Origin of the sequence: Paraburkholderia sp. PREW-6R, assembly GCF_039621805.1 — a bacterium.
GTDB lineage: Bacteria > Pseudomonadota > Gammaproteobacteria > Burkholderiales > Burkholderiaceae > Paraburkholderia.
The window spans coordinates 740,208-754,858 of sequence record NZ_CP155073.1 but is presented as its reverse complement, the minus strand read 5'-3'; the positions used below and the strand labels follow the sequence as shown (position 1 = coordinate 754,858).

Sequence of the window (14,651 nt, the reverse complement as noted above, 5' to 3'; positions counted from 1 at the left end):
ATGTGGTTCACGCGCATCAGCATCGGCAACCCGGTGCTCGCCACGATGATGATGCTGGCGTTCCTCGTCATCGGTCTGTTCTCGTATCAGCGGCTGAAGGTCGATCAGTTTCCCGACATCACGTTCCCGATCGTCGTCGTGCAAACCGCGTATCCGGGCGCGTCGCCGGAGTCGGTCGAATCCGATGTCACGCGCAAGATCGAGGAAGCGGTCAATACGATCAGCGGCATCGACCAGATCACGTCGCGCTCGTACGACGCGCAATCGGTCGTGATCGTGCAGTTCGATCTCGCCGTCGACGCCGTGCAGGCCGCCCAGGACGTGCGCGACAAGATCGCGCTGATGCGCCCCGATCTGCGCGATGGCGTGAAAGACCCGCGCGTGTTGCGCTACGACCCGGCGGACACGCCGATCATTACCGTCGCGGTGTCCAACGCGCCGGGCGCGTCGCTGTCGACGCGCGACCTCACTACCGTGGCCGACCAGATCGTGCGCAAGCGGCTCGAAACCGTGCGCGGCGTCGGCTCGGTGTCGCTTGTGGGCGGCGTGAAGCGGCAAGTGCAGATCGACGTGAAGCCGGAGAAGCTTCAGGCGCTTTCAATCGGCGTCGATCAGGTGATCCGCGCGGTGCAGAACGAGAACCAGGAGATTCCCGCGGGGCCGCTCACGTCGAGCCATGTCGAGCAGACGGTACAGATCAAAGGCCGTTTCGAAAAACCGGACGACTTCAAACGCATCATCGTCGCGCGGCGCGGCGCGCAGTCGGCCATTCCCACGGCCAGTTCGGCAACTCAGCCGGTCACACTCGACCAGCTCGCCGATGTGGTGGACGGCCAGCAGGAACCCGACAGCGTGGCGCTGCTCAACGGCCAGCGCGCGCTGTTCCTGTCGATCATCAAGGCGCAGGGCGAAAACACCGTGGACGTGGCGCACGGCGTGCGCGACGAAGTCACGCGCCTGCAATCGCAGTTGCCGCCGGGCGTGCAATTGAGCGTCACCGACGACTCGTCGATCAACATCGAAGACAGCGTGAACGAGGTCAAGCGGACGCTGATCGAGGGCGCGCTGCTGACGGTGCTGATCGTGTTCCTGTTTCTCGGCTCGTGGCGCAGCACGGTGATTACCGGACTGACGCTACCGATCGCGCTGATCGGCACGTTCGCGGTTATGTACGCATGCGGCTTCACGCTCAACGTCATCACGCTGATGGCGCTTTCGTTGTGCGTCGGCCTGCTGATCGACGATGCGATCGTGGTGCGCGAAAACATCGTGCGGCACGTGCAGCTCGGCGCGGACCATCGCACCGCCGCGCTCGACGGCACGAAGGAAATCGCGTTGGCGGTGCTCGCCACCACGTTCTCGATCGTGGCCGTGTTCCTGCCGGTGGGTTTCATGGGCGGGATCATCGGCCGCTTCTTTCATCAGTTCGGCATTACAGTGGCCGCCGCCGTGCTGATCTCGATGTTCGTGTCGTTCACGCTCGATCCCATGCTTTCATCGATCTGGCCGGACCCCGATCTGCACGACGCCGACACAGGCCGCAAAGGGTATCGCTACGGACGCTTCATCGAGCGCTCGCTGCATCTGTTCGATCGCCAGATCGACGGTCTCACCGCGTTCTATCAGCGTCTGCTCGGCTGGTCGCTCAGGCATCGCGCGCTCACGCTCGTCGTCGCCGCGGCGACGTTTTTTGGCAGCCTTCTTCTGGTGCCGTTCGTCGGCACCGAGTTCGTGCCCAACGCGGACTTCTCCGAGACGCAGATCGGTTTGACGACGCCCGTGGGCACATCGCTCGACGCTACGTCGGAGAAAGTCAGACAGGTGCAGGCGATCCTCACGACGTACCCCGAGGTGCGCTTCAGCTACGCGACGATCAACTCAGGCAATACGCAGGGCAAGAACACGGCGTTGATCACCGTGCGCCTGAAAGACCGGCGCGACCGCACGCGCGGCATGCTCCAGCTGAACCAGGTGTTCCGCGCGCGGCTCGCCTCCGTGGCGGGCATCTCGATCACGGAGATCGGCGTGCCGGACGGCGCGGGCAGCACCAAGGCGATTCAGGTGAGCCTGCAGGGCGACGGCATCGACGAACTGCGCCGCCTGTCGGAAGCCGCACAGGCTCGCATGGCGAAGATTCCTGGCCTTGTCGATCTCGATTCGAGCCTGAAGGCCGACAAGCCGATCGTCGCGATCGACGTGAAGCGCGAGCTGGCTTCCGACCTGGGCGTCGGCGTCGCGGATATCGGCACGGCGCTGCGGCCGCTGCTGTCGGGCGACGCCATCAGCACCTGGCGCGCGCCCGACGACCAGGACTACGACGTGAGCGTGCGCCTGCCAAGCGCGCAGCGGCGCAACGTGGACGACCTCGCGCGGCTGATGATCGCCACTAACCGTACCGACGCGAACGGCGCGCCGGTGCTGGTGCCGTTGCGCCAGGTCGCGGACATCGTGCAGACCACCGGCCCCGACGTGCTGAACCGGCGCGATCTGCAACGTGAAGTGATGTTGTCCGCGAACGTGAACGGCCGCTCGCCCGGCGAAGTGGCCGGCGACATTGCGAGGACGCTCGACGCGATGCATCTGCCCGCGGGCTATCACTACCGTTTCGAAGGCTCGACCAAAAGCATGAACGAGTCGTTCGTGTACGCGGTGCAGGCGCTGGCGCTCGCGGTGATCTTCATCTACATGATTCTGGCGTCGCAGTTCGCCAGCTTCGCGCAGCCGCTCGCGATCATGGCGTCGCTGCCGCTCACGCTGATCGGCGTACTGATTGCGCTGCTGCTGTTCGGCAGCACGCTGAACATGTTCTCGATCATCGGCTTCGTGATGCTGATGGGGCTCGTCACCAAGAATGCGATTCTGCTGATCGATTTCGCGAATCAGGCGCGGCGCGGCACGCTGCTCGACGCGTCCGGCAAAGGCCGCATGATGGAACGGCGCGACGCATTGCTCGAAGCCGCGCGCGTGCGTCTGCGACCGATCCTGATGACCACGCTCGCGATGATCTTCGGCATGCTCCCGCTTGCCGCCGCGCTCGGTGAGGGCGGCGAGCAGCGTGGGCCGCTCGGCCAGACGGTGATCGGCGGCGTGATAACGTCGTCGATCCTGACGCTGGTGGTGGTGCCGGTGGTGTACACCGTGCTGGAGGATTGGGCGGACTGGCTGCGGCGCAGGTTCCGCCGCCACGACCGGTAACGCATTCCCGCTGCGAAGTTGCTACAGTAGAAGTCTTCCTACGACGTAGCCGTTCCCATCATGCGCACCACTCGAGCCATCCACGCAGTCGAGCGGCTGAAGACCCGCAGCGGCAATCCGCAGTTCGCGGCGATCAGCCTGTCCGGGGGCCTGTTCTATCTCGTCGACCGATCGGGCGGCGCCGACACGAAAGTCTCCGACCCGCTCACGCTCGACGATTTCGTCAGATTCGTCGACGCCTTTGGTCCACCCAAGCCGCGCAAGGCAAGCAAGCTGGATATCGCCTTCGAAGCGCAGATCAAAAAAAGCAAAGGCGGCTGACCGGCGCCCGCCGAGCGGCGCGCCGCCGTGTCCGCCGCGCAGCGGCTCGACAGCGCCATTTGGTACAATCCCGCAGTTACCCTGCCGTGGCATGCGTGCGAGGTTGAACCCGCCAACATTCAGCCCGAAGCCCGCCTCGCCGCCAGGACCGACTCGCACAACTCGCCAAACCACTTAGCCGAACCCACCATGAACATCGAGCAAGCGCGTTTTAACATGATCGAACAGCAGATCCGCCCCTGGGAAGTGCTCGACCAGGACGTGCTGAATCTGCTGTCGATCGTCAAGCGTGAGAATTTCGTCCCCGCCGCCTATCGTGAGCTGGCCTTCGTCGACTTCGAAGTGCCGCTGCCGGGCGGCCAGCATATGCTGGCGCCGCGCGTCGAAGCGCGCGTGCTGCAGGAACTGGCGGTGAAAAAGCACGAGAGCGTGCTGGAAATCGGCGCGGGCTCGGGTTATATGGCGGCACTGCTCGCGCACCGCGCACAACACGTGCTGACAGTGGATATCGAACCGGAACTGGCGGAACTGGCGAAAAGCAACCTGATCGCCAACGGCGTGCTGAACGCGGAAGTCGCCACCGGCGACGCTGCGCGTGGCTGGGCAGGCGCCGCGCCCTACGACGTGATCTGCGTGTCCGGCGGGCTGCCCGTGCTGCCGCAGGACATGCTCGAACAGCTGAAGATCGGCGGCCGTCTGGCAGCGTTCGTCGGTACCGCGCCGGTCATGAAGGCGCAGGTCATCACGCGTATCGACGAAAAGCAGTACCGCATTGCCGACGTGTTCGAAACGTATGTCGAGCCGCTCGTCAACGCCGTGCAACCGCCGCGTTTCAAGTTCTGATCTTCCGGCACGGAGTGGCCGCGAGTCGCGCGGCGTCTGTCTCCCGAGCTGCATGTTTATCCGGACGGCCGGCACGCCGCGCCGTCCACTGAACCGGATGTCCTGCTGATGCAAAACCTGACCGCTCCCGCACTGGCCGAATGGCTCGCCGACACGTCGCGCCCCGCCCCCGTGTTGCTCGACGTCCGCGAACCGTGGGAAATCCAGACCGCGTCGCTCGCCGGCGCAGTGTCGATTCCAATGCGCGACATTCCCGCCCGCAGCGAAGAACTCGACGACGACGCGCAGATTGTCTGTGTCTGCCATCACGGCGCACGCAGCGCGCAAGTGGCGATGTTCCTCGAATCGCGCGGGCACACCAACGTGTTCAATCTGCAAGGCGGAATCGACGCGTGGTCGCGTCAGGTCGATCCGTCCGTTCCGACCTACTGACTGCACACCCGCAATGACGCGCCAGCGGTTGCCTGGCTTCTCGCGCGCCATCGCGCTGGCTTGCGCAATCGCTTTCGCGTCTCTCCATGCGCCGGCCGCAGCCGCGGTCGGTCTGTCCCAGCTCTACGACGAAGCGCTTACAAACGACGCGCAACTGCAAAGCGCGCGCGCGTCGCTTGCGGCAAATAGCGAAGAATTGCCGCTCGCGCGCGCGAAACTGCTGCCGCAAATCTCGGCGTCGCTCACCGGCAGCCGGCAGAGCACCGACTTCGGCGGCGGCTTCCCGTCCTCGTATGGCAACAGCAATGGTTATGTGATTTCGCTCACGCAGCCGCTGATTCACGTCGACAGCTGGTACGGCTATGCGCAGGGCAAGCTTGCGGTGGAGTCAGCGCAGGCGTCGTTCGCGCAGGCCCGCCAGGATCTGATCGTGCGGCTGGGCGAGGCGTACTTCGACGCGCTCGGCGCTCAGGACAGTCTTGCGATTGCACAATCGCAGAAAGCGTCGATCGCGCAGCAGCTCGAATCCGCCAAACGTTCATTCGAAGTTGGCAACACGACGATCACCGACACCAACGAAGCCCAGGCCAGATATGACCAGGCTGTCTCGCAGGAAATCGCCGCGCAGAACGATCTCGCGGTGAAGCTCGCGACGTTGCAGCAGATCGTGGGGCATCCCGTCGAACGGATCGACGGCCTGGCTGCGGGCGCGCCGCTGCCGCCGCCGATGCCTGCCGACATCAACCAATGGGTCGACGCCGCGAGCGACGGCAACTACCAGGTCGTGCTCAGGCAGATCGCGCTGGATAACGCGCAGCGCGAAACGTCGAAGGCGAAGGCCGGGCATCTGCCCACCGTCGATCTGGTCGCGAGCCGCTCGCGCAGCAGCCTGGGCGCGGCGGGCGCGGGCAACTTCGGCGGGAATTTCGGCGGCGGCTTTGGCAGCGGCACGAACACGATTACGCCCGGCACGCCTGCGCTCGCTGCCGAACTGGGCAATCTGGGGTCGTCTTACACGAACAGCACGATCGGCGTACAGGTGACGATCCCGATCTTCGCCGGTGGCGCAACCCAGGCGCGTGTGCGCCAGACGCTGGCGCTCGAAGATCAGGCCGCCGCCGATCTCGACACGGCCCGGCGCAACGCCGCGCTCTCCGCGCGACAGGCGTTTCTTGGCGTGGTGAGCGGGCTTGCGCAGGTGCGCGCCCTGCAGACCGCCGAGCAATCGGCGCGCACCTCCCTCGAATCCAACCTGCTCGGTTATCAGGTCGGTGTGCGAATCAATATCGACGTGCTCAACGCACAAGACCAGCTTTTTTCAGCACGCCGCGATCTGGCCAAGGCGCGCTATGGCACGCTGGTCAATAGCCTCAAGCTGAAGGCTTCCACCGCGAATCTGACCGACGCGGACGTGCTGCAACTCGCCTCCTTGCTCTCGCCTGTGGACGACGGCGCCCTCACCGCGCTGCCGCAGGCGCCGGCCGTGCCGCATCCGGGCGTCGGCGCTAAAGGCGCCGCGGGCAAGCTCGGTCGCCGAAGCATGCCCAACGGAGCGGCTGCGCAGTAAGCCGCATGTCTTTCCGATGCGGCGCATGCACAAAGGCGTGGCGGCCATGCACCTCATCTGGCCGCTGGCGGCTGGCGCGCCTCGTTGCGGCGCGACGCGCACCTGAAACAGGCGTCTCCCCTTTCGCTGCACCACATTCGCGCGCTACCACGCATAACTGACGTTGGCGCGCGCCGCACCACGCCGCGCCGCCGACACTCCCCGAGTCCGAATGCCACATGGCATAGCCATTGCAGTACAGAAGCGGCTCGCCATGCGGGATAAGCCTCGCTGGCTGATATCGACGCCCATAAAACACTCACCATCAATGGCAAGGGGATACACATGAAACGTCGTAGTCTGTTGAAGTTCGGCTCCATGTCAGGCGCATTGGCACTCGCCGGCCAGGTTCCGTTTGCGCAGGCGCAGTCGGACAGCGGTCCAATCAAGGTGGGTATTCTGCACTCGCTGTCGGGCACGATGGCGATCTCCGAAACGTCGCTGAAGGACACCGCGTTGATGACCATTTCGGACATCAACAAGAACGGCGGCGTGCTGGGCCGCCAGCTTCAGCCGGTCGTCGTGGACCCGGCTTCGAACTGGCCGCTCTTTGCCGAGAAGGCCCGCCAGTTGATCACGCAGGAAAAGTGCGCGGTGGTGTTCGGCTGCTGGACGTCGGTGTCGCGCAAATCGGTTCTGCCGGTGTTCGAGGAACTGAACGGCCTGCTGTTCTATCCGGTGCAGTACGAGGGTGAAGAGATGTCGCGCAACGTGTTCTACACGGGCGCAGCGCCGAATCAGCAGGCGATTCCGGCAACCGAATATCTGATGAGCGCGGAAGGCGGCGGCGCCAAGCGCTTTTTCCTGTTGGGCACCGACTATGTGTACCCCCGCACGACCAACAAGATTCTGCGCGCGTTCCTCAAGTCGAAAGGCGTCCAGGAGGCCGACATTCAGGAGGTCTACACGCCGTTCGGCCATAGCGACTATCAGACCATCGTCGCCAACATCAAGACCTTCTCGCAGGGCGGCAAGACCGCGGTGATCTCGACGGTGAACGGCGACTCCAACGTGCCGTTCTACAAGGAACTGGGCAACCAGGGGCTGAAGGCGTCGGACGTGCCCGTGGTGGCGTTTTCGGTCGGCGAGGAAGAGCTGCGCGGCATCGACACGAAGCCGCTGGTCGGCAATCTCGCGGCGTGGAACTACTTCATGTCGCTGCGCAACCCGGCCAACGAAAAGTTCAAGAAGCAATGGGCCGCATGGGTGAAGGACAACAACCTGCCGGGCGGTTCGAAGCGTGTGACGAACGACCCGATGGAGGCGACGTTCGTCGGGATTCACATGTGGAAGCAGGCGGCCGAAAAGGCGAAGAGCACGGACGTCGACAAGGTGCGCGTGGCGATGATCGGCCAGACGTTCGCCGCACCGTCGGGCTTCACGCTGGAAATGGACGGCAATCACCATCTGCACAAGCCGGTGATGATCGGCGAAGTACGCGCCGACGGCCAGTTCAACGTGGTGTGGCGAACCAAGACCGCCATCCGCGCGCAGCCGTGGAGCCCGTATATCGCCGGCAATGCGGGCAAACCGGACGTGGTCAGCTCCATTCCGGCGTTTCTGAAGCGTCAACGGGTCGCCTGATCGAACGGAGCGCAACGCCCAGGCGGCTGGCGGGGCGTCGCGCTCCAACCCGTTCCTGCCACGGGCGCGCGAGCCGCGTCCCGTAACCCAGCGGCGCGGCAACGGCGATTCGCCTGCCGCCAGGCCGCGCCGCCAGCCAGTTTTCTTCAAAGGCCACCATGGCGTCTTCAATCCTCTCCTTCGCACGACGCAGCATCGGCAGCGTGGCGTTCGTGCTTCTCGCCGGCGCGCCGCTCACCGCGTTCGCGCTGACCCAGGCCGACGTCGCGCCGCTCGCCGCCGACGACTTCGATGCCAAGTCCGCCGCCATCGACAAGCTGATCGCCAATCACGACAAGGCGTCGCTCGCGGTGCTCAAGGCGCTCTCCGACGATAGCGCGCTCGCTACCGACTCCGGCGCCGTGCTGCTGCAGGACGGCGACACCGCGAAAGACGCCGTCACCGGCAAGACAGTCGCCGCCGGCGACGCGCAACCGGTCACGCTGAACAATCTGCTGCGCGCGAAAGTGGCGGGCGCGCTCTCCGGGATGCAACTCGATTCGCCCGACCTCGCCACTCGCGACGCCGCGGTGACCGCGCTGCTGCAGAATCCCGATCCGTCGATCAAACCGCTCGTCGACGCCGCCCGCGCGAAGGAAACCGATCCCGCGCTGAAGAAGCGTCTGGACACGCTATGGGCGATGACCGCGCTGCATGACGCCGACGCGGCCAAACGGCTGGAAGCGGTGCAACTGGTCGCCGCGCGCCACGATCTCGACATGAATGAACTGCTGCGTCCGCTCGTCGCGAAGAAACCGGACGGCACCTTCAACGAACCCGACGACCGCGTGCGCGCCGCCGCACAAGCGGGCATCGACGAACTCGACGCAATCCAGCGGCGCAGCCAGATCGCCGGCACGCTGTTCGCGGGGCTGTCGCTTGGCAGCGTGCTGCTGCTCGCCGCGCTCGGTCTCGCGATCACGTACGGCCTGATCGGCGTGATCAACATGGCGCACGGCGAATTCCTGATGATCGGCGCGTACGCTACGTATGTGGTGCAGAACCTGTTTCAGCGCTTCGCGCCGGGCGCATTCGACTGGTATCCGCTGCTCGCCGTGCCGGCTTCGTTCGCCGCGGCCGGCATTGTCGGCATCGTGCTCGAACGCCTGGTGCTCAAGCATTTGTATGGACGTCCGCTCGAAACGCTGCTGACCACGTTCGGCGTCAGCCTGATCCTGATTCAGGCCACCCGCATGCTGTTCGGCGCGCAGAACGTGCAGGTGATCAACCCGTCGTGGATGAGCGGCGGCGTCACCGTGCTGCCCAATCTGATCCTGCCGTATAACCGGCTCGCAATTCTGGCGTTTTCGCTGATCGTCGTCGGCATTGCGTGGGCGGTGCTGACGAAAACGCGCCTCGGCCTCTTCGTGCGCGCCGTCACGCAAAACCGCCGGATGGCCGCCTGCGTCGGCGTGAAAACGGCGCGGGTCGATTCGTATGCATTCGCATTCGGCGCCGGTATTGCGGGCCTCGGCGGCTGCGCGCTCTCGCAAATCGGCAACGTGGGACCGGACCTCGGGCAGAGCTACATCATCGATTCGTTCATGGCCGTGGTGCTGGGCGGCGTCGGCCAGCTGGCCGGCACGGTGATCGGCGGCTTCGGTCTCGGGCTCGTCAGCAAGGCGATCGAGCCGTTCTGGGGCGCGGTGCTGGCGAAGATCGCGGTGCTCGTGCTGATCGTCCTCTTCATCCAGAAGCGTCCGCAGGGCATGTTCGCCCTCAAGGGCCGTAGCGCGGAGGCATGAGATGACCACTGCAACTTCATCGGCTCACGTCGGAGCCGGCGGCAGCGGCGCCGCTGCCGGCCGCGAAGCGCAATCCGGCTTCGCGCTCGGCCTGCCGCCGCGCCCGGCGCTGCTGTCGCGCCGCGCATGGCTTGCGCTGATCGCGCTGATCATCGTGTTCGGGCTTGGCGTGCCGTTCGCCACGCTGGTGGTGCCCGAGACGAGCTCGCTGCATCTGTCCGCCTATGCGATGACGGTGACCGGCAAGTTCATGTGTTACGCGATCGCCGCGCTCGCGCTCGATCTCGTGTGGGGCTATTGCGGCATCCTGAGTCTCGGCCACGCGCTCTTCTTCGCGCTCGGCGGTTACGCGATCGGCATGTATCTGATGCGCGCGATCGGCCACGACGGCAAATACGGCAGCGATCTGCCCGACTTCATGGTGTTTCTCGACTGGCATCAGTTGCCGTGGTACTGGCAAGGCACGCAGCACCTCGGCTACGCGTTGCTGCTCGTCGTGCTCGTGCCGGCGGTGGTCGCCTGGGTGTTCGGCTTTTTCACATTCCGCTCGCGCGTGAAAGGCGTCTATCTGTCGATCATCACGCAGGCCATGACGTTTGCCGCGATGCTGCTGTTCTACCGGAACGAAACGGGCTTCGGCGGCAATAACGGTTTCACGGACTTCAAGCGTATTGCCGGCTTTCCGATTACGCATCCGGGCACCCGCACCGGGTTGCTGCTGATCACGTTCGCGGTGCTGATCCTCTCGTTCATCGCGGCGCGCGCGATCGTCACGTCGAAACTCGGCCGCGTGGTCACCGCGGTGCGCGACGGCGAAACGCGGCTCATGTTCCTCGGCTACAGCCCACTCGCTTACAAGCTGTTCGTGTGGACCGTATCCGCGGTGCTGTGCGGGATTGCCGGCGCGCTGTACGTGCCGCAGGTCGGCATCATCAATCCGGGCGAGATGTCGCCGGGCAATTCGATCGAAATGGCGATCTGGGTTGCCGTCGGCGGCCGCGGCACGCTGATCGGACCGATCGTCGGCGCGTTCGCGGTGAACGGCGCAAAGAGCTTCTTTACGGCGAATTTCCCTGAATACTGGCTGTTCTTCCTTGGTCTGATTTTCGTACTGGTTCCGCTGCTGCTGCCGAACGGCATCATGGGACTGGTCGAGCTCGTGACGCGCAAGAGGAACCGCTCATGAACGAAAACCCGATGGTTCCTGATCTGGCCTTACCCGAAGAGCCCGCTGAAACGTCGCTGAGCGGCGTGGCCGGCATGGGCCGCGCAGTCGTGCCCGGCGAGATCGACGTGTCGCACGGCACGATCCTCTATCTCGAAGACGTGACGGTCAGCTTCGACGGCTTTCGTGCACTGAACGCGTTGACGCTGACCATCGACGCCGGCGAGTTGCGCTGCATCATCGGGCCGAACGGCGCGGGCAAGACGACGATGATGGACGTCATCACCGGCAAGACCGAGCCGGATTCCGGCAAGGTGTTTCTCGGACAGTCGATCGACCTCACGCGAATGAACGAGCCGTCCATCGCGCGGGCGGGCATCGGCCGCAAGTTCCAGAAGCCGACCGTGTTCGAGCAGCACCCCGTGTGGGAGAACCTCGAACTCGCGATGAAGGCGGACAAGGGTTGGCTGGCTTCGCTGCGCGCGCGGCTCGATCGCGAGGCGCAGGCGCGGATCGAGGAAACGCTCGCGCTGATCGGACTGGAAAGCGAAGCGCGACGACTGGCCGGCGAACTGTCGCACGGACAGAAACAGCGTCTGGAGATCGGCATGCTGCTGATGCAGCAGCCTGCACTGCTGCTGCTCGACGAACCCGCCGCCGGCATGACCGATGACGAAACCATGCAACTGGCCGAGCTGCTCAATCACCTGCGCGGCACCTGCTCGATGATGGTGGTCGAGCACGACATGGAATTCGTCGCCGCGCTGGCGGGCGACGCCGGCAAGGTGACGGTGATGGCCGAAGGTCGCGTACTGGCGCACGGCACGCTCGACGAAGTGAAGCGGGACGAGACCGTCATCGAGTCTTACCTGGGACGGTAAAGCGCGTGGCACGAAAGGGACGCTCAAATAAAAGGTCGAACGGACATGCTCGAAGTAGAAAACCTGAACCAGTATTACGGCGGCAGCCACATTCTTCGCAACGTGAAGCTGACCGTGCCCGACGGCAAGCTGACGGTGCTGCTCGGGCGCAACGGCGTCGGCAAGACGACGCTGCTGCGCTGCCTGATGGGCGTGGTACAGACAAAGAGTGGGTCGATCGCGTGGCGCGGTGCGCCGATCACGAAACTGCCGACCTACTCGCGGGTGGAAAAAGGACTCGCGTACGTGCCGCAAGGGCGCGATATCTTTCCGCGACTCACCGTCGAAGAAAACCTGCTGGTGGGCGCCGCGAGCAGGAAGGCGCCCAAACAGATTCCCGACCGTATTTACGAGCTGTTTCCGGTTCTGAAGGACATGCGCAGCCGCCGCGGCGGCGATCTGTCGGGCGGTCAGCAGCAACAGCTCGCGATTGGCCGCGCGCTGATGAGCGAGCCGCAATTGCTGATTCTCGATGAACCCACGGAAGGGATTCAGCCGTCGATCATTCAAGACATCGGCCGCACGCTGCGTCAGCTGGTCGAGGACATGGGGATGACGGTGCTGCTCGTGGAGCAGTATTACGACTTCGCCAAAGACATTGCCGACCGGTATTGGGTGATGAGCCGCGGCGAAATCGTTGCCGGCGGCGAAGGCGCGAATATGGATGCGGACGGGGTACGCGCATTGATTGCGGTGTAGCGGACCTGAGCGGGCCGCGTGCTATTCTCGGCACGTCTGCTGTGGCAACACGGTTGAACCGTTTCTGCGCGTTGCCCTGCGCGCTTCCTCATGCCTTGTTTCTCGTTCCTCTGCCCGGTCACATTCCACTCGCATGTCGCTTCACGAAAATCACGCTACGCTGGCCCACGCCCAAACGGCGGGCGCGTCTTCCGCGCATTCGCAATGGCGGGCGCGGCTCGAACTCGGCTTTGTCAAAGAGGATGAGCGGACGACGCTCAAACATCGGCTGCATGACGGGCCGCTGCGTGTCCAGCGCCCGCTTTATCCCGAAGGACAACGCGTGTGTCATGCGGTGATCGTGCATCCGCCGGGCGGAATTGCGGGCGGCGACGAGCTTTGCATTGATGTCGATGTCGGGGCAGGAGCGCATGCCGTGATCACGACGCCCGGGGCGACCAAATGGTACAAGTCCAACGGACGCGAGGCGCGACAGCAGATCGGCGTACGCGTCGGCGATCGCGCGAAGCTCGACTGGTTGCCGCAGAACAATATCGTTTTCGATCAGGCGAATGCGAAGCTGGATTTCTCGTTGACGCTGGGTGACGGGGCGACGGCTATCGGCTGGGATGTGACTCAGCTTGGGCGGCAGGCGGCGGGTGAGCGGTGGTCGGCGGGCTGCTTGCGCTCGGTTTCGCGAGTGGTGGATGCTCGCGGTCGATTGCTGTGGGTCGAGCGCGCCAGTCTCGTCGCAGGAGATTCATTGCGTGACGCCGCGCAGGGGCTTGGCGGGTTTCCCGCTTACGGAACGCTCTGGGCCATCGGCGATGCGTGTAATGACGCGCTGGCCGAGAGTCTGACTGCCCGGCTTCCGTTTGATGAGTCGGTTCGTGTTGCGGCTTCGTGTGTCACTGCAGGCGTGGTGATCGTGCGTGGGGTCTCCAGGTCTGTCGAAATTTTGCAGCGGGCTTTCACCCAGTGCTGGGTTGACATCAGGACAGGCGTGCATGGCGTCGAAGCAGTCCCGCTCAGAATTTGGAGCACCTAAGCTTTCGCCCTTGCAAGCCAGATTACGCTCAAGCATGGTGCATCGACCTGCCTCGAGTCGGTGCATATCACTCCTGATGCCTCGCTATGCCCACTGTTTATTGGCGTGGCACATATCCTGCATTAATGGCAGCACCATGCTGCCGCGCACGACGGCATTCATTGCTCGCGACCACCCATCCTCCTATAACATGACTCGACCAATCCACCGCCCCGCGCGTCGCGCCTGGCTTGCCACGCTCCTTCTGTCGACCGTTCTGGCGGCCACCGCGCCGGTCGCCCATGCGGATACGCTCGACAACATCACCAAGGCTGGCGTGCTGAAAGTCGCCGTGCCGGAAGACTATCCGCCGTTCGGCTCGGTCGGCGCGGACATGAAGCCGCAAGGCTACGACATCGACACCGCCGCGCTACTCGCCAAGGCAATGAACGTGAAGCTCGAACTCGTGCCGGTCAACAGCGCGAACCGCATTCCGTATCTGCAAACCGGCAAGGTCGATCTCGTCATCTCGTCGCTCGGTAAAACGCCGGAACGCGACAAGGTGATCGATTTCTCCAACGCTTACGCGCCTTACTACCAGGGCGTGTTCGGTCCCGCCGACATCAAGGTCAGCGGCCCCGCCGATCTCACCGGCAAGACCGTGGGCGCCACTCGCGGCGCGCTGGAAGAAATCCAGCTTTCGCAGATGGCGCCGAATGCCACCATCAAACGCTTCGAAGACAACAATGCGACGATCGCCGCGTTTCTGTCCGGCCAGGTTCAGCTGATCGCCGCCGGCAACATCGTCGCGGCCGCGATCCTCGCGAAAAATCCGCCGCGTCGTCCGGAACCGAAGTTCGTGATCAAGAACTCGCCATGCTTCGTCGGCATGAACAAGAACGAGCCCCGCCTGCAGCAGAAGGTGAACGCCGCCATCGCGCAAGCCCGGCAGGACGGCACCCTCAATGCGATGTCCAGGAAGTGGTTCGGCGCGCCGCTGCCCGCGGATCTGTAAGCGCGTCGTTAGCCGGACTTGATACCGTGGCTGGCTTATCCGGCATTGCATCCGTCCTGGACTCATCCTGTGCGAAGCCTA

12 protein-coding genes are annotated in these 14,651 nt (G+C 64.3%); all 12 read left to right on the top strand.

Features of this window, described 5'->3' with window-relative positions:
• The 12 genes from AAGS40_RS03295 (at position 1) to AAGS40_RS03240 (ending at position 14,570) form a co-directional block, all read left to right on the top strand.
• Entirely contained in the window at positions 1-3,195 is a 3,195-nt protein-coding gene (locus AAGS40_RS03295) for an efflux RND transporter permease subunit (RefSeq protein WP_345813148.1), read from the top strand.
• 60 nt (positions 3,196-3,255) lie between these two features.
• The gene (locus tag AAGS40_RS03290) at positions 3,256-3,516 is read left to right on the top strand and encodes a hypothetical protein (RefSeq protein ID WP_345813147.1); all 261 of its coding nucleotides are present in this window, start codon (positions 3,256-3,258) and stop codon (positions 3,514-3,516) included.
• A 189-nt stretch (positions 3,517-3,705) separates the two neighbouring features.
• A complete protein-coding gene (locus AAGS40_RS03285) occupies positions 3,706-4,359 on the top strand; it encodes a protein-L-isoaspartate O-methyltransferase (protein WP_345813146.1) in 654 nt (217 codons plus the stop codon).
• Between the two features lie 108 nt (positions 4,360-4,467).
• Positions 4,468-4,791 (top strand): rhodanese-like domain-containing protein, encoded by a 324-nt coding sequence (locus AAGS40_RS03280; RefSeq protein WP_345813145.1) that lies wholly within the window; start codon positions 4,468-4,470, stop codon positions 4,789-4,791.
• Positions 4,792-4,804: 13 nt separating this feature from the next.
• Positions 4,805-6,358: a TolC family outer membrane protein gene (locus AAGS40_RS03275; RefSeq protein ID WP_345813143.1), complete on the top strand. Its 1,554-nt coding sequence runs from the start codon at positions 4,805-4,807 to the stop codon at positions 6,356-6,358.
• A gap of 324 nt (positions 6,359-6,682) precedes the next feature.
• Positions 6,683-7,981, top strand: a complete 1,299-nt coding sequence (urtA, locus tag AAGS40_RS03270) for an urea ABC transporter substrate-binding protein (RefSeq protein ID WP_345813142.1) — start codon at positions 6,683-6,685, stop codon at positions 7,979-7,981.
• A 158-nt stretch (positions 7,982-8,139) separates the two neighbouring features.
• Complete coding sequence (urtB, locus tag AAGS40_RS03265) at positions 8,140-9,765, top strand: urea ABC transporter permease subunit UrtB (protein ID WP_345813141.1); 1,626 nt, start codon at positions 8,140-8,142, stop codon at positions 9,763-9,765.
• Between the two features lies 1 nt (position 9,766).
• Entirely contained in the window at positions 9,767-10,951 is a 1,185-nt protein-coding gene (gene urtC / locus AAGS40_RS03260) for an urea ABC transporter permease subunit UrtC (protein WP_345813139.1), read from the top strand.
• Positions 10,948-11,811, top strand: a complete 864-nt coding sequence (urtD, locus tag AAGS40_RS03255; RefSeq protein ID WP_345813138.1) for an urea ABC transporter ATP-binding protein UrtD — start codon at positions 10,948-10,950, stop codon at positions 11,809-11,811. The genes urtC and urtD overlap by 4 nt, the downstream gene beginning before the upstream one ends.
• Before the next feature lie 45 nt (positions 11,812-11,856).
• Positions 11,857-12,549 carry an urea ABC transporter ATP-binding subunit UrtE gene (urtE, locus tag AAGS40_RS03250; RefSeq protein ID WP_345813137.1) on the top strand — a complete coding sequence of 231 codons (693 nt, stop codon included), beginning with the start codon at positions 11,857-11,859 and terminating at the stop codon, positions 12,547-12,549.
• A 133-nt stretch (positions 12,550-12,682) separates the two neighbouring features.
• Positions 12,683-13,576: an urease accessory protein UreD gene (locus AAGS40_RS03245; protein ID WP_345813136.1), complete on the top strand. Its 894-nt coding sequence runs from the start codon at positions 12,683-12,685 to the stop codon at positions 13,574-13,576.
• A 190-nt stretch (positions 13,577-13,766) separates the two neighbouring features.
• Complete coding sequence (locus AAGS40_RS03240) at positions 13,767-14,570, top strand: transporter substrate-binding domain-containing protein (protein ID WP_345813135.1); 804 nt, start codon at positions 13,767-13,769, stop codon at positions 14,568-14,570.
• The last annotated feature ends 81 nt before the right edge of the window (positions 14,571-14,651 follow it).

What these genes read in the sequence shown, in the direction of transcription:
- AAGS40_RS03285 (WP_345813146.1), top strand. Translation starts at nt 3,706, where the DNA reads ATGAACATCGAGCAAGCGCGTTTTAACATGATCGAACAGCAGATCCGC.
- AAGS40_RS03290 (WP_345813147.1), top strand. Translation starts at nt 3,256, where the DNA reads ATGCGCACCACTCGAGCCATCCACGCAGTCGAGCGGCTGAAGACCCGC.
- AAGS40_RS03295 (WP_345813148.1), top strand. Translation starts at nt 1, where the DNA reads ATGTGGTTCACGCGCATCAGCATCGGCAACCCGGTGCTCGCCACGATG.
- AAGS40_RS03275 (WP_345813143.1), top strand. Translation starts at nt 4,805, where the DNA reads ATGACGCGCCAGCGGTTGCCTGGCTTCTCGCGCGCCATCGCGCTGGCT.
- AAGS40_RS03240 (WP_345813135.1), top strand. Translation starts at nt 13,767, where the DNA reads ATGACTCGACCAATCCACCGCCCCGCGCGTCGCGCCTGGCTTGCCACG.
- AAGS40_RS03280 (WP_345813145.1), top strand. Translation starts at nt 4,468, where the DNA reads ATGCAAAACCTGACCGCTCCCGCACTGGCCGAATGGCTCGCCGACACG.
- urtB (WP_345813141.1), top strand. Translation starts at nt 8,140, where the DNA reads ATGGCGTCTTCAATCCTCTCCTTCGCACGACGCAGCATCGGCAGCGTG.
- AAGS40_RS03245 (WP_345813136.1), top strand. Translation starts at nt 12,683, where the DNA reads ATGTCGCTTCACGAAAATCACGCTACGCTGGCCCACGCCCAAACGGCG.
- urtE (WP_345813137.1), top strand. Translation starts at nt 11,857, where the DNA reads ATGCTCGAAGTAGAAAACCTGAACCAGTATTACGGCGGCAGCCACATT.
- urtC (WP_345813139.1), top strand. Translation starts at nt 9,767, where the DNA reads ATGACCACTGCAACTTCATCGGCTCACGTCGGAGCCGGCGGCAGCGGC.
- urtD (WP_345813138.1), top strand. Translation starts at nt 10,948, where the DNA reads ATGAACGAAAACCCGATGGTTCCTGATCTGGCCTTACCCGAAGAGCCC.
- urtA (WP_345813142.1), top strand. Translation starts at nt 6,683, where the DNA reads ATGAAACGTCGTAGTCTGTTGAAGTTCGGCTCCATGTCAGGCGCATTG.